Source organism: Pseudarthrobacter sp. H2, assembly GCF_050157045.1.
GTDB lineage: Bacteria > Actinomycetota > Actinomycetes > Actinomycetales > Micrococcaceae > Arthrobacter.
This window is the reverse complement of record NZ_CP189594.1, coordinates 3,842,187-3,861,734: the sequence shown is the minus strand read 5'-3', so window position 1 is coordinate 3,861,734 and position 19,548 is coordinate 3,842,187. Positions and strand designations below refer to the sequence as shown.

Here is a 19,548-nt window from a genome sequence, read left to right as displayed (position 1 = left end):
GGTTACAGCAGTCCTGCCTTGGTCATCAGCTCGGTGACCTTGGCGGAGTTGAGCTTGGCAGGATCGACGGTGGGCGCCTGAAGCTCCTTCAACGGTACGAGCTTGTCATTCGCCGGGACGTCGGAAGCGATGGCGTACTCGTAGGAGGTGCCCTTCTGGAGGACCTCCTGGCCCGTCTTGCCGGTAAGGAACTTAAGGAAGGCCTGGGCCGCCGCCGCGTTCTTGGAGGACTTCAGGACGCCGCCGCCGGAGAGGGACACGAAGGCGCCCGGATCCTGGTTCTTGAAGTAGAACTGACCGATGTTCTTGGAGTTCTCGCCGGTCTTCGCCTGGTCACCGAAGTAGTAGTAGTGGTAGATCAGTGCGGTGTCCACTTCACCGGCGTTGACGGCTTTCATCGCGGAGCTGTTGCCGTTGTAGGTCTTGGCGTTGTCTTTCATGCTCTTGAGCCACTCGTCGGTGGCGGCTTCGCCCTTGAGCTCGAGCAGCGCGGAAACGATGGCCTGGAAGTCGGCGCCTGTCGGGGCAGCAGCCCACTTGCCCTTCCACTCCGGCTTGGCCAGGTCCAGCAGGGATTTGGGCAGCTTGTCCTCAGTGAGCTTGGACTTGTTGTAGACCAACACCGTGGAGCGGGCGGCGATGCCGGTCCACTTGTTCGTGGAGGGACGGTAGGCGGCCGGGACCTGGTCAACCGTGGCCTTGTCGACGTCCGCGAAGAGCCCGGCGTTCTCGACCTGTGCCATGGCAGGGGAGTTCTCCGTGAGGAAGACGTCGGCCGGCGACGCGGCGCCTTCCTGGATGATCTGGTTCGCCATTTCGGGGTCTTCGCCGTTACGGACGGTGACCTTGATGCCGGTCTCCTTGGTGAAGGCATCAACCCAATCCTGGGTCAGTTCCTCGTGCTGGGCGTTGTAGACCGTGATTTCGCCGGATGCCTTGGAACCGGCGGAGGCGGAGCCGGTGGCTGCGGGGGTGGCGGAGGAGCCACAGGCTGCCAGGCCGAGTGCGGCGGTGGCGGCGAGGGCGATGCCGGCCAGCGCGTTGGTGCGGATCTTCATGGGGCTACTTTCTGCAAGGAAGAGGTCTCTGGTTCCCTAGCCCCCCGTGAGCGGGGAAGTTAGGGCATGCTCACTAGGCAAAACTGTAGGTTAGCCAAACCTAAGCAACCAAGCCGATCGCCTCTTAAGTGATCAGGATCACATCAATTACGAAACTATTGCGTGACCTAATTCCCCGCTGTGGTAGCGGCCACAGTCCCGGCAATGGCCGCGGCCGCCTCCAGCACCATCCAGGCCTGGAGCTGGGTGGACAGTTCGACGGCGGCGCCCGGCGGATAGCTGCGGCGCGCCGGCAGCTCGGGACGGCTGGAGAACACCACGCCGCCGCCAGCGCGGGCGCTACGGCGGCTGCCGGCGCGGGCGCCGCGGCGGGCGAGCGGATCCTTGGCCGGAAGGATGCGGCGGCCTTCCCAGAAGGCCTCTGCGGTGTCCGTCACGAGCCGGGCGGCCGCGGCCCGGGTCCCGGCCGGCAGCCGCTCGTCCACGGCCGCGAGCGCCAGATACCGGACGAGGATCCCGGTGAAGAGGCCGCCGTCGCCCGTTCCCTCACAGCGCAGCACCGTAGCGCAGTGCCCCGCCGGCGGGGCCGCCAGGGTGAGGCTGCGCGCCACCGCTGCGACGAGGGAGGAGGCCCGCTCGAGGTTTGCCGCGCCGCCGACTTCCAGCAGGGCGCCGAGGACGGGGCCCTGGTTGTAGGTGTAGATGGCGCTTTCCAGCAGCACCTCCCCGGTGCTGACGATCCGCAGCCCGTCCCGGTACATGCCCTGGTCCGGGTCAAAGAGCCGGGCATCGAGCCAGTCCAGCAGGGCCTGGGCCTTGGCCGCGTGGCCGGTCCGGGCGTAGTAGAGCGCGATGGGGGCGGTGGCGGGCGTGTTCTTGAAATCCCGCTTCTTGCTCCAGAATGTCCCGCCGCCCAGATCGTCGGTGGCGGCGGCGTCGAACTGCCGGGTCAGGCTCTGCAGGACCCGGGCGTTGCGTCGGCTGCCCGGCTGCCCGGCGTCCTCGGCAAGTTTCTCCAGCCGCAGGGTGGCGAGGGCCAGCCAGGCCATGTCGTCGTAGTAGCTGTTGACGACCGTCAGGAAGTTGCGCAGCCGGATGCCGGCGAGCAGCCGGGAAGCCAGCTTCCCGGCTCCCGGCCGGTTCTTCCCGTCGAATTTGGCTCCTGGGCGGACCTCGCCGCGACGCTCCCGCCGCGCGGCGTCGACGAGGCAGTCCAGGTAGTGCGCCTGCCACCAGTAGTGCCAGGGCCGGGCCAGGTTCTTCAACCGGCTGGAGGGCCGGGTGGTCGCGGCGATGTGGGTCCCCGGCAGGAAGAACAGCCGCTGCCCGAAAAGCCTGGTCACCGCGCGGGCTGCCTCGTCGGCGCGGAAGGACCAGTCCGGGTTGGTGGCGGCGTCCGCGGGCGTCATGGCTCCAGCCTAGTGGCGGGGCGCATCCGGAGCGGGATCTTTGGGAAGGTGCGGGACGCCCGCATTTCAGTTAACATTCACTAACTTATGTTCCCTGCCGCCGGGGCCTTCCGCCGTGTCTCACGGCGGGCATTCCACGGCAGGGTTCCGGTTCCACATCAAGGAGGATGCATGGACATCAAGGGTACTGTTGCGCTGGTTACCGGCGGGGCCTCGGGGCTGGGGGCGGCAACGGCGAGGCGGCTGTTCGACGCCGGCGCGTCCGTCGTGCTGCTGGACCTGCCGGGCTCGGCGGGGGAGGCGTTCGCCGCCGGGCTGAATGCCCGGGGGAAGGTGGGCATCGACGCCCCGGAAGCGGGAAACCCCCCGGAAGCCGGAAAACCGGCGAAAGCCGGGAACCCGGCGGAAACAGGCCGGCGGGCAGTCTTTGTCCCGGCCGACGTCACCGACGAGGCGCAGGTGCAGGCCGCCGTCGACGCCGCCGTCGCCCTGGGCCCGCTGCGGATCGTGGTGAACTGCGCCGGGATCGGCACCCCCGGCAAGGTGCTGGGCCGCGACGGCGTGCTGCCGCTGGAAAACTTCAACCGCGTCATCCAGATCAACCTCGTGGGCACCTTCAACGTGATCCGCCTGGCCGCCGCCGCCATGGCGGCCACCGAGCCTGCCGTGACGGAGCTGGGCGGTCCGGAGCGCGGCGTCATCATCAACACCGCCTCCGTCGCCGCCTTCGACGGCCAGATCGGCCAGCCCGCCTACGCCGCCTCCAAGGGCGCCGTGGCCGCCATGACGCTGCCGATCGCCCGTGAACTGGCGCGCTCGTTGATCCGGGTGGTCACCATCGCGCCGGGGATCTTCGAGACCCCGATGATGGCCGGCCTGCCGCAGGAGGCGCAGGACTCCCTCGGCCACCAGGTGCCGCACCCGTCCCGGCTCGGCCGCCCCGCAGAGTACGCGAACCTCGCGGCGCACATCGCCGACAACGCGATGCTCAACGGCGAGACCATCCGCCTCGACGGCGCCATCCGGATGGGCCCGAAGTGACCGTTCCGGCTGGCTCCCCGGCGGCTTCCACGGCCTTGACCGCTTCAGTGGCGGGGCTGCCCGCGGCCGACTTCTTCGACTTCGAATCCCTGCTCGGCGCGGCGGAGCGGGAGAAGCTGGCGGATCTTCGCCGGTTTCTGGCCCGCGAAGTCGCCCCGTACGCCGGGGACTGGTGGAACAAGGCCGAATTCCCGGCGCACATCCTGCCCAAGCTGGCGGCGCTCGAGCTGAGCGCCCCGGCCCGGCGCGGTTACACCGACCTGTTCGCCGGGCTCGTCATCGCCGAAATGACCCGCGTGGACACCTCGCTGGCCACGTTCTTCCTGGTCCACCACGGCCTTTTTGTGGAGTCGCTCCACGGTTTCGGCTCGGCGGAGCAGAAGGCGCGCCTGCTCGAGGACGCCGCGAGCCTCCGGACCACCGGCGCCTTCGCGCTCACCGAGCCGGAGCACGGCTCCGACGTCGCCGGCGGCATGGAAACCCGGGCCCGGCGGGTCTCCGGGGGAGCGGCCGACGGCGGGGACCACTGGGTGCTCAACGGCGCCAAGCGCTGGATCGGCAACGGGACGTTCTGCGACTACCTGCTGGTCTGGGCCCGGGACGAGGACGACGGCGGCATCCGCGGCTTCATCGTCGACGCGACCCTGCCCGGGGTAGGCCGGAGCAGGATCGAGAACAAGATCGCGCTGCGCACGGTGCAGAACGCGGACATCGTCTTCCGTGATGTCCGGGTGGCGGAGGCGGACCGCTTAGCCGGGATCAACAGCTTTGAGGACACCAACGAGCTGCTGCGCGGCTCCCGGATCATGGTCGCGTGGCAGGGGGTCGGCCAGCAGCTGGCCGCGTTCGACGTCGCCCGGCAGTACGCCGTCGAACGCCGGCAGTTCGGGCGGCCGCTGGCGAAGTTCCAGCTGGTCCAGCAGCAGCTCGTGACCATGCTCGGCAACGCCGTGGCGAGCATGGGGATGATGGTCCGGATCGCGCAGCTGCAGGAGCGGGGCACCGCGGACATGGCGCAGGTGTCCCTTGCGAAGTCCTATGTCAGCGCCAGGATGCGGGAAACCGTGGCGATGGGCCGGTCGCTGCTGGGCGGCAACGGGATTGTCACCGACTACCGGATGGCCAAGATCTTCGCCGACGCCGAGGCGATCTACACCTACGAGGGCTCGTACGAGATCAACACGCTGATCGTGGGCCGGGCGGTCACCGGGGTCTCCGCGATCGTGTAGCCGGCGGGCGGCCCGCCCCGCCCCCATCGCCGCCCTCGCCCCCATCCCGCCCCGCCCGAACCCCCCCGGCCGAACGGACACTTGGCGCCCCGAATCCACGGGATTGTGGGCCTCAAATGTCCGTTCGGGCTTCCGTTCCGGGCAGGCAGGCAGGCGGGCGCAGCCGGGGCAGGCCTCAGGGGAAGGGCCGCTTTTCGCCGGCCTCGATCCGGTAGTCCAGGCTGTTGTTCTTCACCGGCATGGGGCAGGTGCCGTAGGGGGTGAAGGCGCTGGGGTAGTTGATGGCCCGGTTGAAGTCCAGGACCACCGTGTTGTCCGGGCGTGGCCTGGTCGTGGACACCTTCCGCCACTCGTCGGTTGAATCGCCGTTGGTCTCGTCGTGGAACGTCACCGTCAGGGCGCCGAGCCTCTCCGCTTCGGCATGGAGGTGGAATTCGTGTTCCGTGCCCGGCAGCCGGAATACCAGCTCGCCGACGGAGCGGTGGATCCCGTCCACCAGCGGGTTGGCGGTGCCGATGGGGACGTCCACCGGCTCCGGATACGGCACGAACCTGGCCTCGACCGCCAGCTCCGGCCGGAAGCCGAAGGTGGGCACGCCGTCGAATCCGGTGAGCACGGGCGACTGCGAGTCCCGGGTGCGGATGGCGTACCGGTCGGCCCGCATGGCCAGCTCGACGACGACCTGCCGGCCGTCCCCGCCGCCGTACTGCACCCACATCAGCGATTCCTCATCCGCTAGCGCCGCACTGATGGTGCCGTCGACGGGTTCACCGGTCTCCATCAGCGTCAGCCCGTCGACCGCCGCGGCGGTGAGGAACGCCGTCGTGCCGTCCGTGGACCACAGCCCCGGTGCGGGCTCTGCGGCGGCCGGCCGGTCCTCCAGCCACTGGAACGACGTTAGGGTCAGCCAGCCGTGCTCCGCGGCCAGGGCGGTGTTGCGGCTGTCGCGGAAGCGCTGCCAGCGGGCCTGCTGGGCCTCGATTTGTGCGTCGGCGGCGGTTTTCACGGTGTCCATGGGTTCCTTCCTTGCGGTGGCCAAGTAACTCGCAGTTGTTGTCGTTCTGGCGCCGCAAAACGGCAACAACTGCGAGTTACTTGGGGGAGCGGCGCCCGTCTGCGTCGGGGCAGATTTCGGGTGTTTCGGCGGGGCGGCCGAGGCTGGCGGCCACCAGCTGGGCCGCGGTGGAGCGTGCGACGGCGGCCGCCGCCGGGTCGGCGTCGAGGACGCCGCTGGCGAGTCCGCCGTCGAGCAGCAGGGTCAGGCTGCGGGCCAGCCGGTCCGGATCGGGTGCGCCCGCCCGGGCCGCCAGGCCCCCGATCCACGCTAGGATGTGCTGTTTGTGGGTCACGGTCCGCCCGTGCACGCGGGTGCCGGACGCGGACTCGGCGGCGGCATTGATGAAGGCGCAGCCGCGGTAGCCGTCGCGCCGGCAGGCCGTTTCCAGGGCGTCGAACAGGCCCACCAGCTGGGCGGCGGGGTCCGTGCCGGCCGCTTCCGCGGCGGCATGGAGCTGTCCGGCCCAGACGCCGTCGACCTTCTCCAGATAGGCGAGGATCAGGTCATCCTTGGCCGGAAAGTACTTGTAGAACGTGGCCTTCGCGACGCCGGATTCGGCGATGATCGTGTCGATGCCGGCCGCGCGGAGCCCCCGGGCGTAGAAGAGCCGGAAGGCGGCGGACAGGATCTTTGCCCTGGCCTGGCCCGCGGCGGTGCGGACAGCCTGCGGTGCGGCGGCGGCTGGCGGCGTCATGGCTCCATGGTACACAGACAAGTCTGTCTATGCTTGCCGTCGACAGGGGTGCCTGATACGGTCGGGCTCATCAGTAGACGAAGTTGTCTACCCCTGATTTGAAGTGACCCTGAATCGAATCGACCCTGAATCGAATCGACCCTGAATCGAATCGACCCTGAATTGCATCGACCTGAAGCCGAGGCGGGGACGCCGTGAAAATAGCTGTGATGGGCACCGGACCTGCCGGCCGGACGGTCGCCGTTGCCCTGGCGAAACTGGGGCACGACGTCGTGATCGGGACCCGGGACCCGCGATCCACACTGGCGCGGCAGGAGCCGAACGCCATGGGTCTCCCGCCGTTTGCAAGCTGGCATGCCGAACACGGCGGGATCGGCCTCGCCGCGTACGCCGAAGCCGCCGCGGCGGCCGGGATCATCGTCAACCTCACCAACGGTCAGGGATCCATCGAAGCCCTCACCGCGGCCGGTGCCGAAAACCTGGCCGGCAAGATCCTGGTGGACATCGCCAACGCCCTCGACCCCTCGCGCGGATTTCCCCCGTCGCTGAACCCGGTCAACACGGACAGCCTGGGCGAACAGATCCAGCGGGCCTTTCCCGAGGCAAAGGTGGTCAAGACGCTGAACAACATGCCGGCCACCCTGATTGCTGACCCCGGGCGGGCCGGCGGGGGAGAGCACACCGTGTTTGTCTCGGGCGACGACGCCGGCGCCAAGCTGGAGGTGACGTCCCTCCTCCACAGCCTCGGCCATGAGGATGTGATTGACCTTGGCGACATCAGCACCGCCCGCGGCCCCGAAATGATGATGGCCGTCTGGCTTCGGCTCTGGACCGCACTGGGGACGGCGGACTTCAACTTCAAGATCGTCCGGTAGGCGTCCGCGGCATGGGAGCCGGGTCCAATGGCCGGACACTATTTGAGACGGATTCCCGCCCTGCCCGCGAGCCGGGTAACATCCCATAGGAACACGTAACCGGGCTCACAGTATCCAGCGCAGTGTACGAGCCACGTCGAACCCTCGAAAGACAGGTTTCCATGGCTGCCACTGCAATGAATCCCGGCACTGATCTCGCCTCCGAACTGCGCGCCGACGTCCGCCGGGTCTCCACCCTCCTCGGCGAATCCCTGGTCCGCCAGCACGGCCCGGAACTCCTGGACCTTGTGGAGCAGGTGCGCCTGCTGACCAAGGAATCGAAGGAGGCGGCCCGGGGCGGCGCCGACGCCACCGGTCCGTGGAGCTCGTACGACGTCGTCGCCCAGGTCCGCGAACTGCTCGGCTCCCTGCCGCTGGAGCAGGCCACCGATCTGGTCCGCGCCTTCGCGTTCTACTTCCACCTGGCCAACGCCGCCGAGCAGGTCCACCGGGTCCGCGGGCTGCGCTCGCGCCCGGAAAAGGACGGCTGGCTCGCCAGGGCGGTCACGGACATCGCCGGGAAGGCCGGCACGTCCGTGCTGCAGGAAGTCGTGAACGAGCTGGACGTCCGGCCCATCTTCACCGCGCACCCCACCGAGGCCTCGCGCCGCTCCGTGCTGGACAAGGTCCGCCGGCTCTCCGACATCCTGGCCGAATCCACCGCGGAAGGCACCTCGGGGCGCCGTCGCCAGGACCGTCAGCTCGCCGAGGTGATCGACCAGATGTGGCAGACGGACGAGCTCCGCCAGGTCAGGCCCACCCCGGTGGACGAGGCCCGGAACGCCATCTACTACCTCACCGGAATCCTCACCGACGCGATGCCGGAGATGCTCTCGGACCTGTCAGAGCTGCTCGCCGAGCACGGAGTCACCCTCCCCGCCGGGAAGGCCCCGATCCGGTTCGGCTCCTGGATCGGCGGCGACCGGGACGGCAACCCGAACGTCACCCCGGCCGTCACGCACGACGTCCTGCAGCTCCAGAACCAGCACGCCGTGCGGATCAGCATCGGCCTGATCGACGGACTCATCTCCATCCTGTCCAACTCGACGGCGCTCGCCGCGGCGGACCAGGAGCTGCTGGACTCGATCGACGTCGACCTGGCGAACCTGCCGGGTCTGGACCCCAGGGTCCTTGAACTGAACGCGCAGGAGCCGTACCGGCTCAAGCTCACCTGCATCAAGGCCAAGCTGCTGAACACCAGACGGCGCGTGGGGGCCGGATCCCCGCACGAGCCCGGCCGCGACTACGCCGCCACCGCGGAGCTCCTGGCCGAGCTGGGCCTGCTGGAACGGTCCCTGCGGAACCACCATGCGGCGCTCGCGGCCGACGGCGCCCTGGCCCGGGTCCGCCGCGCCGTCGCCTCCTTCGGGCTGCACCTGGCCACCTTGGACATCCGCGAACATGCGGACCACCACCATGACGCCGTCGGCCAGCTGATGGACCGCCTGGGCGGCCCCGGCGTCCGCTACGCGGAACTGAGCCGGGCCGAGCGCCTCGAGGTGCTCGGATCCGAGCTCGCCTCCCGCCGGCCGCTGTCCGGCCACCCGATCAAGCTCGACGGCGTCGCGGACGGCACGTACGACGTCTTCCGGGAGATCCGGCGCGCCCTGCGCACCTACGGCCCCGACGTGATCGAGACCTATATCGTGTCCATGACCCGCGGCGCGGACGATGTCCTGGCCGCTGCCGTGCTGGCCCGCGAGGCCGGGCTGGTGAACCTCTTCGGCGAGGGGCCCTACGCCAGGATCGGCTTCGCGCCGCTGCTGGAGACGGTGGAGGAGCTGCGCGCCTCGGCCGAAATCGTGGACCGGCTGCTCTCCGACCCGTCCTACCGGGAGCTGGTCCGGCTGCGCGGCGACGTGCAGGAAATCATGCTGGGCTACTCGGACTCCAACAAGGAATCCGGGGTGATGACCAGCCAGTGGGAAATCTACAAAACCCAGCGCAAGCTGCGGGATGTGGCGGCGAAGCACGGCGTCCGGGTGCGGCTTTTCCACGGCCGCGGCGGCTCCGTGGGCCGTGGCGGCGGACCGACCTACGACGCGATCATGGCCCAGCCGAACGGCGTGCTGGAAGGTGAAATCAAGTTCACGGAGCAGGGCGAGGTCATCTCGGACAAGTATTCGCTGCCCGAACTGGCCCGGGAGAACCTGGAACTCTCGCTCGCGGCGGTCATGCAGGGTTCCGCGCTGCACCGCACACCGCGTACCTCCGAAGACCAGCGGGTGCGTTACGGTGACGTCATGGAGACCGTCTCCGACGCGGCGTTCGCCCGCTACCGGACGCTGATCGACCATCCGGACCTGCCCGCCTACTTCATGGCGTCGACCCCGGTGGAGCAGCTCGGCTCGCTGAACATCGGTTCGCGGCCGTCCAAGCGGCCGGATTCCGGCTCCGGGCTCGACGGCCTGCGTGCCATCCCGTGGGTGTTCGGCTGGACCCAGTCACGGCAGATCGTCCCCGGCTGGTTCGGCGTCGGCTCCGGGCTCAAGGCCGCACGCGAAGCCGGCCACTCGGCCCAGCTGGTGGAGATGATGGACGGCTGGCACTTCTTCCGCTCGGTGCTCTCCAATGTGGAGATGACGCTGGCGAAGACGGACATGGACGTTGCCGGCTACTACGTCTCCACCCTGGTCCCGGAGGAGCTGCACCATCTGTTCGGCACCATCCGGGCCGAATACGAGCTCACCGTCGCCGAGATCCAGAACCTCACCGGCGAGCACCTGCTGCTCGATGCCCAGCCGACCCTGAAGCGCTCGCTGGAGATCCGGGACCAGTACCTGGACCCGATCAGCTACCTGCAGGTGGAGCTGCTGCGCCGCATACGGGCCGAAGCCGCCGCGGGCATCTCCGGCGCGGAGATCGACGAACGCCTCCAGCGCGCCATGCTCATCACCGTCAACGGGGTCGCCGCCGGCCTGCGCAACACGGGCTGACGTCCCGCCGGCCTCCGCGCGGCTAGGGTTGATCCATGCCGTCGTTCCAGACCAGACTGAAAATCACCGGGCTCAAGCCGGGCAACCCTCCGGAGGCCGTGATGGCCGCGGCCGTGGAGGCGCTTCAGACGCGCCACCACGTTGAATCGAATCAGCTGGAGCTGGCCGGCGGGGTTCCCCAGCTGAACCTGCGCTTCCTGGTCGAGCCCACCTCCTACGGCGGCGAGAACAGCCAGGCGCGGGAAGCGGCAGCGATGGTGCGCGACGCCGTCGAACGCGTTGCGGTGACCGGAAACCTCACTGTCCTCCGCCGCAGTCGCGGCCGCTGGGCGCCCGTCTGACTCAGAAGTCCAGTTCCTCGTCCGGGTCACCGGCGAGATCACCGGCGGGTTCAACGACGGGGGAGCGGCCGCCCCGGCGGCGCGTCACGATCACGCCCACGACGGCGCCGATCACCAGCCCTGCGGCGACGCCGATCAGCGAGCTCGCCCAGAACGGCAGCCCCGTGGCGGAGCCGGTGAAATAGCCCAGGGCCACGGACCAGACCGCCCACAGCGTCCCCCCGAGGGCGGCGCAGAGGCTGAAGCCGCGGGTGGAGACATTGGCGATGCCTGCCGCTGCCGTGGTCGCGAGCCGTCCCCCGGGGATGAAGCGGACCCCGATGATCGCCCCGTAGGTGGAGGACCGGCCGGCCCGCCCGATGGCCCGGTGGACCGCGGCGTGGAACGCCCGGCCCCATTTCCAGCGATCGAGCACATGGCTCAGGCGCCGCTTGAAGAGCTGGAAAACCAGGAGATCGCCGAGCCAGGACGCCAGCGCGGCGAGCACCACCACCAGGAAAGCGTTGGCACGCCCCTCCGCGGACAGCGCGCCGCCGGTGATGACCAGCATCTCGGAGGGGACCGGCGGGAAAATGGCGTCGCCGAGGACTACGGGCATGATCCAGAAGTAGATCGCCTCGCCCCAGCTGTCCGCGTTGCCCAAGTCCATGCGCACAAGGTACCGCACTTCGGGCTGTTCCCGGCCGCCGGCGGTCCGTGACGGGCTAGCGTGCCTCGCTGAGCTCCAGCCGGCTGCGGTACTCCACCGGGCTGCCGGTGATGGGATCGACGAAGCGGATCCCGCGGGCCAGCAGCTGCAGCGGCCTGGCGTAGTCGTCCGGGGCCTTGTCCAGCAGCTCGGGATAAAACGCGTCGTTGACGATCCCCAGACCCAGCGACGCCATGTGCACGCGGAGCTGGTGGGTCTTGCCCGAGTGCGGTTCCAGCCGGTACAGCGCGCGGGCGTTTTCGCCGCCGGCAGCCGCGCCGGGAGCGGCACCGGCGCCGCCGTCGAGCTCTTCCAGCAGCTCGATGCGGGTTTCCGTGTTGGGCTCGCCGTCGATCACCTCGGCGAGGAGGTAGCTGCGGGACTTGGTCATGCGGTTGCGCACCACCACGGGAAAGTCGACGGCGGGATGGCCGGGTGCGGGCCGGGCCGCGGCCACGCACTCGTATTCCTTCCGGACCTGGCGCTTCTCGAAGAGCACCTGGTACCTGCCGCGGGTCTCGGGATTGGTGGAGAGCAGCAGGATTCCGGCGGTCATGCGGTCCAGCCGGTGCATCGGGATCAGGTCCGGCAGATCCAGCTGGTTCCGGAGCCGGACCAGGGCGGACTCCTGGATGTAGGTGCCGCCTGGAGTGGTGGGCAGGAAGTGCGGCTTGTCGACGACGAGGAGGTGCTCATCCTGGTGCAGGATGTTCAGTTCCACCGGGATCCGGGTCTCCGGCGGCAGGGTGCGGTAGTACCAGATGAAGGTGTGGTGCTGCAGCGGGGTGCCGCGGTCCAGCGGGATGCCGGCCTCGCCGACGATCTCCCCGGCGTCGAACCGGTCCTCGATGCCCTGGGGGTCGATGTGGCCCCAGCGGTGCATCATGTAGTCCAGGGCGGTCCCCCACGGACCCTCCGCGGGCAGGCGCAGGCGGGTCGCGTTCACGCCGTCGCGCACGGGGAGGGGGGATTGCATCACCGGTCCATTCTACTTTGCGCCTCTGCCGACACGGTTTCTGGCTGACGACGCTCAAAATACCTGGCGAGGAGGGGATTCGGAATTTGTCAACCTGGTTGAGACAGTTCGTTAGTTGGCTGCTTGTCGTTTTTGGGGGTTGTTGATCCAGCTTTCGGTGTGGACCGTGTGTGCCCGGGGGCGTTGGTGGTGCCGGTGCGGGTGGGCTGCCCAGGCGGCGTCCAGGGCTGCCTGGCGGCGTTTTTGGAACACGGGCCAGGTGCCGTCGTGGACGGATTCCGGGGTGTAGTAGCCGATCCCGGAATGGCGGTGCTCGGTGTTGTAGGCGTTGATGAAGCCGGTGGTCCACTCCCGGGCGTGCTCTATGTCGGTGAACTGCCGCGGGTAGTCAAGGTCGTACTTCATGGTCTTGAATTGCGCTTCCGAGAACGGGTTGTCGTTGGAGACCCGGGGCCTGGAATGGGATTGGATGATCCCGAGTCCGGCCAGGTACTCACTCATGCCGGTGCTGGTCATGACCGAGCCCCGGTCCGCGTGCAGGACCTCCGGTTTCGCCTGCTCCCGGGCCAGGGCACCGGTGATCATGTCGATGGCTTCCAGCGTCCCCTCGCCGGGCTCCAGCCGCCATCCCACGACGTAGCGGCTGAAGACGTCCAGGATGACGTACAGGCGGAAGTTGCGGCCGCGGTCCACGGACCGCAGGACGGTGATGTCCCAGGACCACACCTGGTTCGGGCGGGACGCGCACAGCTCCGGGATCACCGCTGGTTTGTGGGTGGCCATGACCCGGCGGTCGCCATTGAGTTTCCTCGCCCTCGCCACCCGGTGCCAGGACGATTCGGAGGCAATATAGACGCCCTGGTCCAAGGCCCGGTAGAACACCTGGGAAACGCTCAGATCCGCGTATTGCTCATCGGTCAGGAACGCCTCGATACGGGCACGTTCCTGACCGGTGAGAGTCGCCGGCTGCGCGCGTTCTTTCTGCGGGACCGGCGCCGCCTTGCCCGCCGGCGGGGTGCGGCGACGGTACCAGGTAGGCCGGGAAACACCCATCAGCCGGCACGCGGCCGACACGGTCAATCCGTCGGCGACGAGGCCTGCGACTGCTTCTTCCCGGATAGCGTCTGCAGCGGGGCCGGCTCCGCGCTCTCGGCAAGTTTCTCCAAGAGCGCGTGCGCTTTTCCCGCGGACTCCAACGCCGCCTTCAGGATCTCCTGATCCGCCTGCGCCTTCGCCAGTTCCCGGCGCAACCGCACGATCTCGGCGCTCTGCCGCTTCGGTGTCATCCCGCCATCACGCGAAGACCGCTTACCCGTCGGAGTCGCAGCAAACCCATCATGATCCCGGGCGTAAGCCCAGGTCCCGACTGCATGCGCCGAAACCCGATACTCACGCAACACCGCACCCTTTTGACCATGCGGGGCAGCCTCGTACTTCTCAAGGATCGAAAGCTTCTCCTCCAGGGTCCGGAACGGAACTTTCCCAGTCGATTTCGTCATATCCAACCTATCTATCTATCGCCAAGACAATTTGTCTCACAACAGGCTGACAGAGAGGGGATTCGGTGCGCGTCAGGTATTTTGCGCGTCACAGGGAATTCTGCGCGTCAGGCGATGGCGGCAGCGGGCGTGTCAGGCGGCCCAGCCGCGGGCCAAAGCGTCCAGGGCCGAGGAGTAGACGGACTCCCAGTCGGTTTCGGGTGAGCCAAGCTGCGCCAGTTCCAGGCTCACGAGCCCGTGGACCTGACCCCAGATGGCCGTGGCCACGATGTCCACGCTGGCCTGCCGCATGGTGCCGGCGGTCTGGGCGGAAGCCACGGCCTCGATCAAGGGGGTCATGGCTGCTGCTGCCGTGTCGGGGCTGGGACCGCAGTCCACATACGCGGCCAGGGCACCACCGAACATCAGCCGATACAGGGCCTGGTGCTCCAGTGCCCAGGCTCTGTAGGCCACGCCCAGTGCGTGCAGCCCGCCGGCCGCCGCGGCCAGTTGGGATTCGTGGAACGAGCGAAACCCGTCATCTACCACGGCGGTAAGCAGCTGCGACTTTCCCCCGAAGAGCGAGTAGACGGCCGTGGTCGAAGTCTGCGCAGCGGCTGCGACATCCCTCATGGTGACCCGCGCCGGGCCTTCACGGTCGACGAGCTCGGCGGTGACGGCCAGTAGTTCCTGCCTCAGTGACTCGTTATGCACGATAGGTCTTGCCATGTGGTCCATTGTTTCATAACCTTGTTTCATAACATTGTTACGAAATCCAGCCAAGGAGCCGTCATGGCGCAGGAGATCTTCCCGGGACGCTTTACCGCCGATCCGGAGCGGGAATCGGTGACAGTATTCCTCATCGGCATGCGTGCCAACCGGTGGTGGAAGGTAGGGGCCGTCGCCGGCGTGGCCGCGGCGATGCCCAGGATGCTCCGGCACCTTGCCAGCACCCCGACGTCGGGGATGCTGGGTTTCGAGCAGTGGTTCGGGCGCACCACGGTCCTGCTCAGCTATTGGGAGAGCCCTGAGCGTCTCCGAAAATTCGCTGCCGACAGGGACTCTCCCCACCTGGAGCCCTGGCGGCGTTTCATGAAGGAGCTGTCAGGACGCGGGGACGTGGGCGTCTGGCATGAGACGTACCAGGTGCCGGCCAGCGGGATTCAGGCCGTGTACAACGGCATGCCGCTCTTTGGCCTGGCCAGGGCCACGACGCACGTCCCCATCGGTCCCGGGAGCAACACGGCGAAACCCAAGTAGCTCGCAGTTGTTGTCGTTTTGGGCGCTCAAAACGACAACAACTGCGAGCTACTTGGGCCCCGCAATTGAACCCGGGCATCAGGCGATCGCGGCGGTTGGTGATTCCTTCAGTGTCCGGCGCAGCTGCGGGGCCGCATCCAGCTTGTCCTGGGCTGCGCGCAGGGCCAGCACGGCAGTTTCCAGCCGGTCCGGAGGCAGCGTGTAGGGCACGCGCAGGTAGTGTTCGAACGCTCCGCCCACTCCGAAGCGTGGTCCGGCCGCGAGCCGTACACCGAAGTCCGGGGCGATCACCGTCAGGGCCGTGCTCACCGGAGCCGGCAGCCGGCACCACACCGTCAGCCCGCCGCCGGGATGTTCCGTCTGCCACTGCGGAAGATGTCGGCCCAGCAGGCCCAGCAGTGCAGAGCGGTTCTCCCGGAGCATGGCGAGCCTCGCCGGGAGCGGCTCCGCCAGGGCACCGACGAGATGGGCCGCGGCCAGCTGCTCGACGACGGGTCCGCCCAGATCCATGGTGGTGCGGGCGGCCGCGAAACGCCTGATCAGTCCTTCCCCCGCACGGATCCAGCCCGTCCGCAGACCGGCCCAGTGGGACTTGCTCAGTGACCCGATGGAGACCACCGCGGAACTGAACGATGCCAGCGGTGCCGCCGTCCCGCCGTCGAGGTTCAGCTCCCGCAGCGTCTCATCCGCTACGAGAACAGTTCCCGAGGATGCCGCGGCGCGGACCAGCCGGCGGCGCTGGGCGTCGGGCATCAGCCGGCCGGTGGGGTTGTGGAAGTCCGGCACCACGTAGGCCATCCTGGGGCGGTGCTGCATCAGGGCGGCCTCGACGGCGTCCAGGTCCCATCCCGTGGCGGGTGCCGGCGGCAGTGCCACGGGGACCGGCCGGCAGCCCGCGGACCGGATGGCGTCGAGCGCGTTCGGGTAGGTGGGGTGGTCCACGAGCACCTTGTCCTGGCGACCGGCGAGTGTGCGCAGGACGATATTCAGCGCATGCTGGGCTCCGGACGTCACCAGGATCTGCGCCGCCGTGGTGGGCACGCCGGCCGATGTGTACCGTGCGGCAATCGCCTCGCGGAGGGCCGGGACGCCGAGGGAATCGTAGCCAAAACCGGGCAGCAGCGCGGGGAGTTCGGTCAGGGCGGCGGCGAACGCGCGGTGCACCACTTCGCCGCTGGCCGGCAGCGAGGCGTAGGCAAGGTCGATGACGCCGGCCGGGGCGGCGAGGCCGGGGGCGCCCGCCGCGATGGCGCTGTTCCCGAAGACATGCCCGGGCAGGCAGGTGCGGCCGCGGCTGCCCTGGCCGCTGCTGAGGAAACCCTGCTCCCGCAGGCTGGCGTAGGCTGCGGTGACCGTGGTGCGGCTGACCCCCAGGGTTCCGGACAGCGCCCGTTCGCTCGGCAGCGCCGTGTCCAGCGGGACGCGGCCGTCCAGGACCAGGAGGCGCACGACGTCGGCAAGCTCGCGGTAGGCGGGGGCGGCACCGGGGTTCCACCCGCCCAGCAGGCGGGCAAGGGAACTGGGGTTCAGTGAGCCGGACATAAGGCCAGTATCTCAAACTGGCTATGGATTACAAGGCCAGTTCTCCGGGAGGATGGACTCCATGATGACCCGCAGACTCCTCCAGCTCCTTGTCGGCCTCGCCATGTACGGCGTTTCCCTGGCGATGTTCATCCGGGCCGGACTGGGCCTGGATCCCTGGGACGTCTTCCACCAGGGGGTGGCGGGCAAGGCCGGCCTGAGCATCGGGACCGTGGTGGTGATCGTCAGCTTCCTGGTATTGCTGCTCTGGATCCCGCTCCGGCAGTGGCCCGGCGTCGGGACGCTCTGCAACGCCGTGCTGGTGGGGGTCTTCGCGGACGCCGGCCTGGCCCTGATCCCGGAGTTCTCCCACCTCGGCGGCCAGATCGGCATGCTCGCCGGGGCCGTGGTCCTGAACGGGATCGCCTCGGCCTGCTACATCGGCGCCCGCCTGGGGCCCGGCGCCCGCGACGGCCTGATGACCGGACTCGCCCGGCGCACGGGCTGGTCCGTCCGGACATCCCGGACCGGCATCGAGGTGGCGGTGCTCGGGGCAGGCTGGCTGCTGGGCGGTTCCATCGGCGTGGGCACGGTGGTCTACGCCGTTGCCATCGGGCCGCTGGTGCAGCTCCTGCTGCCGCGGTTCATGGTGCCGGAGGAGACCGCGCCCCAGCCCGTGACTCCGGACGCGGCCGGGACGGCGGCCGTGTCACCGTGAAGAATGCCCAGCGATGACGCTGATCGGTCCCAGCGATGCGCAGAATACCTGGCGCAGCCCCGATTCGGGTAGCGCCAGGCATTTTGCGTGGCGCAGGAATGATCCCGCGTCGCCGACCGCGCCGAGTGCCGGATCACTCCGAACTGCCCGGCGGCGAAAGCGACGGCGTTGCCAACAAGAGGGTCCTCCGCACCCGGTATCCGCCCCTAACAGGCCAGGAGATCAGCCACGTATCGAAGCTGGCTGACCCAGTGGTGTTCCTGCCCGCCCTCGTGGTTGTTGAACCGGTAGACCTCCATCGCCTTGGCAGGGACAGCCCCTGGGGTGGCTGCTGCGCCCGCCCCATAGGCGTTGTATGCGGCAAAGACCGTTGAAGGCGGGCAGACATCGTCCATTTGCGCCACCGAGAACAGTGCGGGCGCCGTGGCACGCCGGCCCAGGTGGACGCCATCAAAATAGTTCAGGACAGCCAGCATGGGCTCGTAGCGGTCCCGGTGGCGGGCGAGGAAGCCCGCAATTTCCGTGTACGGGCCGCGCGGGGCGATGTCGATGGCGCGAGGAAAGTCCTGCAGGAACGGCACGTCCGCCATGGTGGCGAGAATGCCGTCCAGGCGTCCCGCCGCCAACCCGGCGGCCGCGATGGCCAAACCGCCCCCCTGGCTCAGGCCGACCAGCAGCACCTTCGCGGCATCCACCTCGGAATGACCCTGCGCAGCCTCGATGGCCCGGAAGGCGTCGACGTAGACGCGGCGGTAGTAGTAGTCCTCCCTGGAGGAAATGCCGCGCGTCGTCAGCCCGGCGTAGGAGACCTCTCCGGCCGACGGATGCGGATCCGCGGTCTGGCCCAGAATGCCGCCGTATCCCTGGCCCCGGGTGTCCATAATGAAGTGCGCATACCCTGCCTGCGCCCATTTGGTGTCCTGCTGGACCAGTCCGCGACCACCCGAATAGCCGATGTACTGCACGACAACGGGCAATGCGCGGCCGGTGTCCCGGTTCGCCGGCAGATGCAACCAGCCCTTGATCCGGGCCCCGCCAAAGCCCGCGAAGGAAACGTCAAAACTTTCAATGACACTCAGGTGGTTCTCGACCGGCGCATAGACGGCGTCGAGCGGGAACTCCCGGGCATCGGCAGTGGTCTGGTCCCAGAACGCGTCGAAGTCTTCCGGCTCGACAGCGGACGAGGTGTATGTGCGCAGCTGGTCCAAGGGCATGTCAAAGAGGGGCATGGAGGTCTCCGGGATGGGTGGCGTACGTTCCACACGTGATCCTACGTCCCATCTCACGATTCCGACACCCGTTCCCTTGCGGGACCCCTGCGCTTCATGCCACCTCTGGGCGGTGGTTTCTGCCGGGAGCAGCTTATTGTCAACAAATGCGAAAAAGGACAAAGGACGTCCCATCTCCGCTAGGATGTAGGGGACAAGTAGCCGCGTCCAGAAGCGCGGCCGAAGGAGAATGACGTGACAGTAGCACCGCAGGCGGTGTCGTCGGCCCGGTACAGCGCGCAAATCAGGTCCCATGCCCTCCAGACCAGAATCATGGACCTGATTCTCGAGCAGGGGCTGGACGTCGGCGACGCCCTCCCGACCGAAAGTGAGCTCTCCGCCGTCCTGGGAGTGGGCCGGAATACCGTCCGTGAATCCCTGAAAGTACTGCAGGCGCTGGGCGTGATCGAAATCCGGCATGGCTTCGGAACCTTCGTGGCCCCCAACAACTTCAGCGCCCTGACCGATGGGCTGGCCTTCCGCGGGCGGCTTTCGCTGCGGCACCAGGGCGAGGAAGCCATGGAGCTCATCGACGTGCGGCAGGCCCTGGAATCGGGTCTCATCGGTTCCGCCATCGATCTCGTGACGGCTGAGCAGCTCGGCGACCTCCGCCTCATCATGGAAGCGATGCAGGAAGCCGCCGCGGCGGGCGGGCCGCTGGCCGAGCTCGACGCCGAATTCCACCGCAGGCTCTATGCGCCCCTGAACAACGAGCTGCTGATGAACCTCATGGATGTCTTCTGGAAGGTGTACCGGCAGATCCACCAGGCCCTCGGCGCGGGTCCCGTAAACCTCGGCCAGCAGGTCCGGGACCACTGGGAGATCTACGAGGCAGTCGCGGACAAGGACAAGACCCTGGCCGCGGAGCGCCTTCAGCGGCACTTCGACGGCATCCGCCAAAGACTCAAGGACGTCGCGGCCAGATAGGCCACCCGTTGCCCCCTCCGCCGCCGGCTCCAC

At 68.4% G+C, this 19,548-nt stretch carries 19 protein-coding genes; 8 read left to right on the top strand and 11 right to left on the bottom strand.

The genetic code is table 11. From position 1 onward, the window contains the following. Positions 1-2 precede the first annotated feature (2 nt). A complete protein-coding gene (locus ACQCSZ_RS17865; RefSeq protein ID WP_427005026.1) occupies positions 3-1,058 on the bottom strand; it encodes an iron ABC transporter substrate-binding protein in 1,056 nt (351 codons plus the stop codon). A gap of 167 nt (positions 1,059-1,225) precedes the next feature. After that, the gene (locus tag ACQCSZ_RS17860; protein ID WP_427005025.1) at positions 1,226-2,467 is read right to left on the bottom strand and encodes a glycoside hydrolase family 76 protein; all 1,242 of its coding nucleotides are present in this window, start codon (positions 2,465-2,467) and stop codon (positions 1,226-1,228) included. 171 nt (positions 2,468-2,638) lie between these two features. On the opposite strand from ACQCSZ_RS17860, the gene ACQCSZ_RS17855 reads away from it, so the two are divergent. Together ACQCSZ_RS17855 and ACQCSZ_RS17850 are read left to right on the top strand one after the other, a co-directional pair. Further along, on the top strand, positions 2,639-3,508 hold the full coding sequence (locus ACQCSZ_RS17855; RefSeq protein WP_427005024.1) for an SDR family NAD(P)-dependent oxidoreductase: 870 nt from the start codon (positions 2,639-2,641) through the stop codon (positions 3,506-3,508). 35 nt (positions 3,509-3,543) lie between these two features. Continuing rightward, a complete protein-coding gene (locus ACQCSZ_RS17850; protein ID WP_427005023.1) occupies positions 3,544-4,737 on the top strand; it encodes an acyl-CoA dehydrogenase family protein in 1,194 nt (397 codons plus the stop codon). Positions 4,738-4,912: 175 nt separating this feature from the next. Here ACQCSZ_RS17850 and ACQCSZ_RS17845 read toward each other — a convergent pair whose 3' ends face one another. Next, positions 4,913-5,752 carry a DUF1684 domain-containing protein gene (locus ACQCSZ_RS17845; protein ID WP_427005022.1) on the bottom strand — a complete coding sequence of 280 codons (840 nt, stop codon included), beginning with the start codon at positions 5,750-5,752 and terminating at the stop codon, positions 4,913-4,915. 76 nt (positions 5,753-5,828) lie between these two features. Beyond that, a complete protein-coding gene (locus ACQCSZ_RS17840; RefSeq protein WP_427005021.1) occupies positions 5,829-6,488 on the bottom strand; it encodes a TetR/AcrR family transcriptional regulator in 660 nt (219 codons plus the stop codon). A gap of 209 nt (positions 6,489-6,697) precedes the next feature. On the opposite strand from ACQCSZ_RS17840, the gene ACQCSZ_RS17835 reads away from it, so the two are divergent. From ACQCSZ_RS17835 to ACQCSZ_RS17825, 3 genes are all read left to right on the top strand, one after another. Continuing rightward, positions 6,698-7,363 (top strand): NADPH-dependent F420 reductase, encoded by a 666-nt coding sequence (locus tag ACQCSZ_RS17835; RefSeq protein ID WP_427005020.1) that lies wholly within the window; start codon positions 6,698-6,700, stop codon positions 7,361-7,363. A 161-nt stretch (positions 7,364-7,524) separates the two neighbouring features. Then, positions 7,525-10,338: a phosphoenolpyruvate carboxylase gene (gene ppc, locus ACQCSZ_RS17830; protein ID WP_427005019.1), complete on the top strand. Its 2,814-nt coding sequence runs from the start codon at positions 7,525-7,527 to the stop codon at positions 10,336-10,338. Positions 10,339-10,373: 35 nt separating this feature from the next. Beyond that, a complete protein-coding gene (locus ACQCSZ_RS17825) occupies positions 10,374-10,679 on the top strand; it encodes a hypothetical protein (protein ID WP_427005018.1) in 306 nt (101 codons plus the stop codon). A 1-nt stretch (position 10,680) separates the two neighbouring features. On the opposite strand, the gene ACQCSZ_RS17820 is transcribed toward ACQCSZ_RS17825, so the two are convergent. The 5 genes from ACQCSZ_RS17820 to ACQCSZ_RS17800 form a co-directional block, all read right to left on the bottom strand. Next, on the bottom strand, positions 10,681-11,328 hold the full coding sequence (locus ACQCSZ_RS17820) for a DedA family protein (protein ID WP_427005017.1): 648 nt from the start codon (positions 11,326-11,328) through the stop codon (positions 10,681-10,683). A 55-nt stretch (positions 11,329-11,383) separates the two neighbouring features. Continuing rightward, positions 11,384-12,343, bottom strand: a complete 960-nt coding sequence (locus ACQCSZ_RS17815) for an RluA family pseudouridine synthase (protein WP_427008376.1) — start codon at positions 12,341-12,343, stop codon at positions 11,384-11,386. Between the two features lie 111 nt (positions 12,344-12,454). Further along, entirely contained in the window at positions 12,455-13,417 is a 963-nt protein-coding gene (locus tag ACQCSZ_RS17810; protein WP_427005016.1) for an IS3 family transposase, read from the bottom strand. A gap of 2 nt (positions 13,418-13,419) precedes the next feature. Further along, positions 13,420-13,842 carry a hypothetical protein gene (locus ACQCSZ_RS17805; RefSeq protein ID WP_427005015.1) on the bottom strand — a complete coding sequence of 141 codons (423 nt, stop codon included), beginning with the start codon at positions 13,840-13,842 and terminating at the stop codon, positions 13,420-13,422. 132 nt (positions 13,843-13,974) lie between these two features. Continuing rightward, complete coding sequence (locus ACQCSZ_RS17800; protein WP_427005014.1) at positions 13,975-14,550, bottom strand: TetR/AcrR family transcriptional regulator; 576 nt, start codon at positions 14,548-14,550, stop codon at positions 13,975-13,977. A gap of 63 nt (positions 14,551-14,613) precedes the next feature. Here ACQCSZ_RS17800 and ACQCSZ_RS17795 point away from each other — a divergent pair, with 63 nt between their 5' ends. Next, positions 14,614-15,081: a DUF4188 domain-containing protein gene (locus ACQCSZ_RS17795; protein ID WP_427005013.1), complete on the top strand. Its 468-nt coding sequence runs from the start codon at positions 14,614-14,616 to the stop codon at positions 15,079-15,081. A gap of 78 nt (positions 15,082-15,159) precedes the next feature. Here the strand turns inward: ACQCSZ_RS17795 and ACQCSZ_RS17790 are convergent, their stop codons facing one another. Then, on the bottom strand, positions 15,160-16,623 hold the full coding sequence (locus tag ACQCSZ_RS17790) for a PLP-dependent aminotransferase family protein (protein ID WP_427005012.1): 1,464 nt from the start codon (positions 16,621-16,623) through the stop codon (positions 15,160-15,162). Positions 16,624-16,684: 61 nt separating this feature from the next. Here ACQCSZ_RS17790 and ACQCSZ_RS17785 point away from each other — a divergent pair, with 61 nt between their 5' ends. Beyond that, positions 16,685-17,320 (top strand): YczE/YyaS/YitT family protein, encoded by a 636-nt coding sequence (locus tag ACQCSZ_RS17785; protein WP_427005011.1) that lies wholly within the window; start codon positions 16,685-16,687, stop codon positions 17,318-17,320. A 206-nt stretch (positions 17,321-17,526) separates the two neighbouring features. Here ACQCSZ_RS17785 and ACQCSZ_RS17780 read toward each other — a convergent pair whose 3' ends face one another. Then, positions 17,527-18,549, bottom strand: coding sequence for an acetylxylan esterase (locus ACQCSZ_RS17780; RefSeq protein WP_427008375.1), 1,023 nt, complete (start codon positions 18,547-18,549; stop codon positions 17,527-17,529). 234 nt (positions 18,550-18,783) lie between these two features. Here ACQCSZ_RS17780 and ACQCSZ_RS17775 point away from each other — a divergent pair, with 234 nt between their 5' ends. Continuing rightward, on the top strand, positions 18,784-19,515 hold the full coding sequence (locus tag ACQCSZ_RS17775) for a FadR/GntR family transcriptional regulator (RefSeq protein ID WP_427005010.1): 732 nt from the start codon (positions 18,784-18,786) through the stop codon (positions 19,513-19,515). The last annotated feature ends 33 nt before the right edge of the window (positions 19,516-19,548 follow it).

Coding starts and splice junctions, on each gene's coding strand:
- ACQCSZ_RS17820 (WP_427005017.1), bottom strand. CDS start 11,328: ATGGACTTGGGCAACGCGGACAGCTGGGGCGAGGCGATCTACTTCTGG.
- ACQCSZ_RS17855 (WP_427005024.1), top strand. CDS start 2,639: ATGGACATCAAGGGTACTGTTGCGCTGGTTACCGGCGGGGCCTCGGGG.
- ACQCSZ_RS17860 (WP_427005025.1), bottom strand. CDS start 2,467: ATGACGCCCGCGGACGCCGCCACCAACCCGGACTGGTCCTTCCGCGCC.
- ACQCSZ_RS17795 (WP_427005013.1), top strand. CDS start 14,614: ATGGCGCAGGAGATCTTCCCGGGACGCTTTACCGCCGATCCGGAGCGG.
- ACQCSZ_RS17815 (WP_427008376.1), bottom strand. CDS start 12,343: ATGCAATCCCCCCTCCCCGTGCGCGACGGCGTGAACGCGACCCGCCTG.
- ppc (WP_427005019.1), top strand. CDS start 7,525: ATGGCTGCCACTGCAATGAATCCCGGCACTGATCTCGCCTCCGAACTG.
- ACQCSZ_RS17800 (WP_427005014.1), bottom strand. CDS start 14,550: ATGGCAAGACCTATCGTGCATAACGAGTCACTGAGGCAGGAACTACTG.
- ACQCSZ_RS17835 (WP_427005020.1), top strand. CDS start 6,698: ATGGGCACCGGACCTGCCGGCCGGACGGTCGCCGTTGCCCTGGCGAAA.
- ACQCSZ_RS17825 (WP_427005018.1), top strand. CDS start 10,374: ATGCCGTCGTTCCAGACCAGACTGAAAATCACCGGGCTCAAGCCGGGC.
- ACQCSZ_RS17785 (WP_427005011.1), top strand. CDS start 16,685: ATGATGACCCGCAGACTCCTCCAGCTCCTTGTCGGCCTCGCCATGTAC.
- ACQCSZ_RS17845 (WP_427005022.1), bottom strand. CDS start 5,752: ATGGACACCGTGAAAACCGCCGCCGACGCACAAATCGAGGCCCAGCAG.
- ACQCSZ_RS17790 (WP_427005012.1), bottom strand. CDS start 16,623: ATGTCCGGCTCACTGAACCCCAGTTCCCTTGCCCGCCTGCTGGGCGGG.
- ACQCSZ_RS17805 (WP_427005015.1), bottom strand. CDS start 13,842: ATGACGAAATCGACTGGGAAAGTTCCGTTCCGGACCCTGGAGGAGAAG.
- ACQCSZ_RS17780 (WP_427008375.1), bottom strand. CDS start 18,549: ATGCCCCTCTTTGACATGCCCTTGGACCAGCTGCGCACATACACCTCG.
- ACQCSZ_RS17840 (WP_427005021.1), bottom strand. CDS start 6,488: ATGACGCCGCCAGCCGCCGCCGCACCGCAGGCTGTCCGCACCGCCGCG.
- ACQCSZ_RS17865 (WP_427005026.1), bottom strand. CDS start 1,058: ATGAAGATCCGCACCAACGCGCTGGCCGGCATCGCCCTCGCCGCCACC.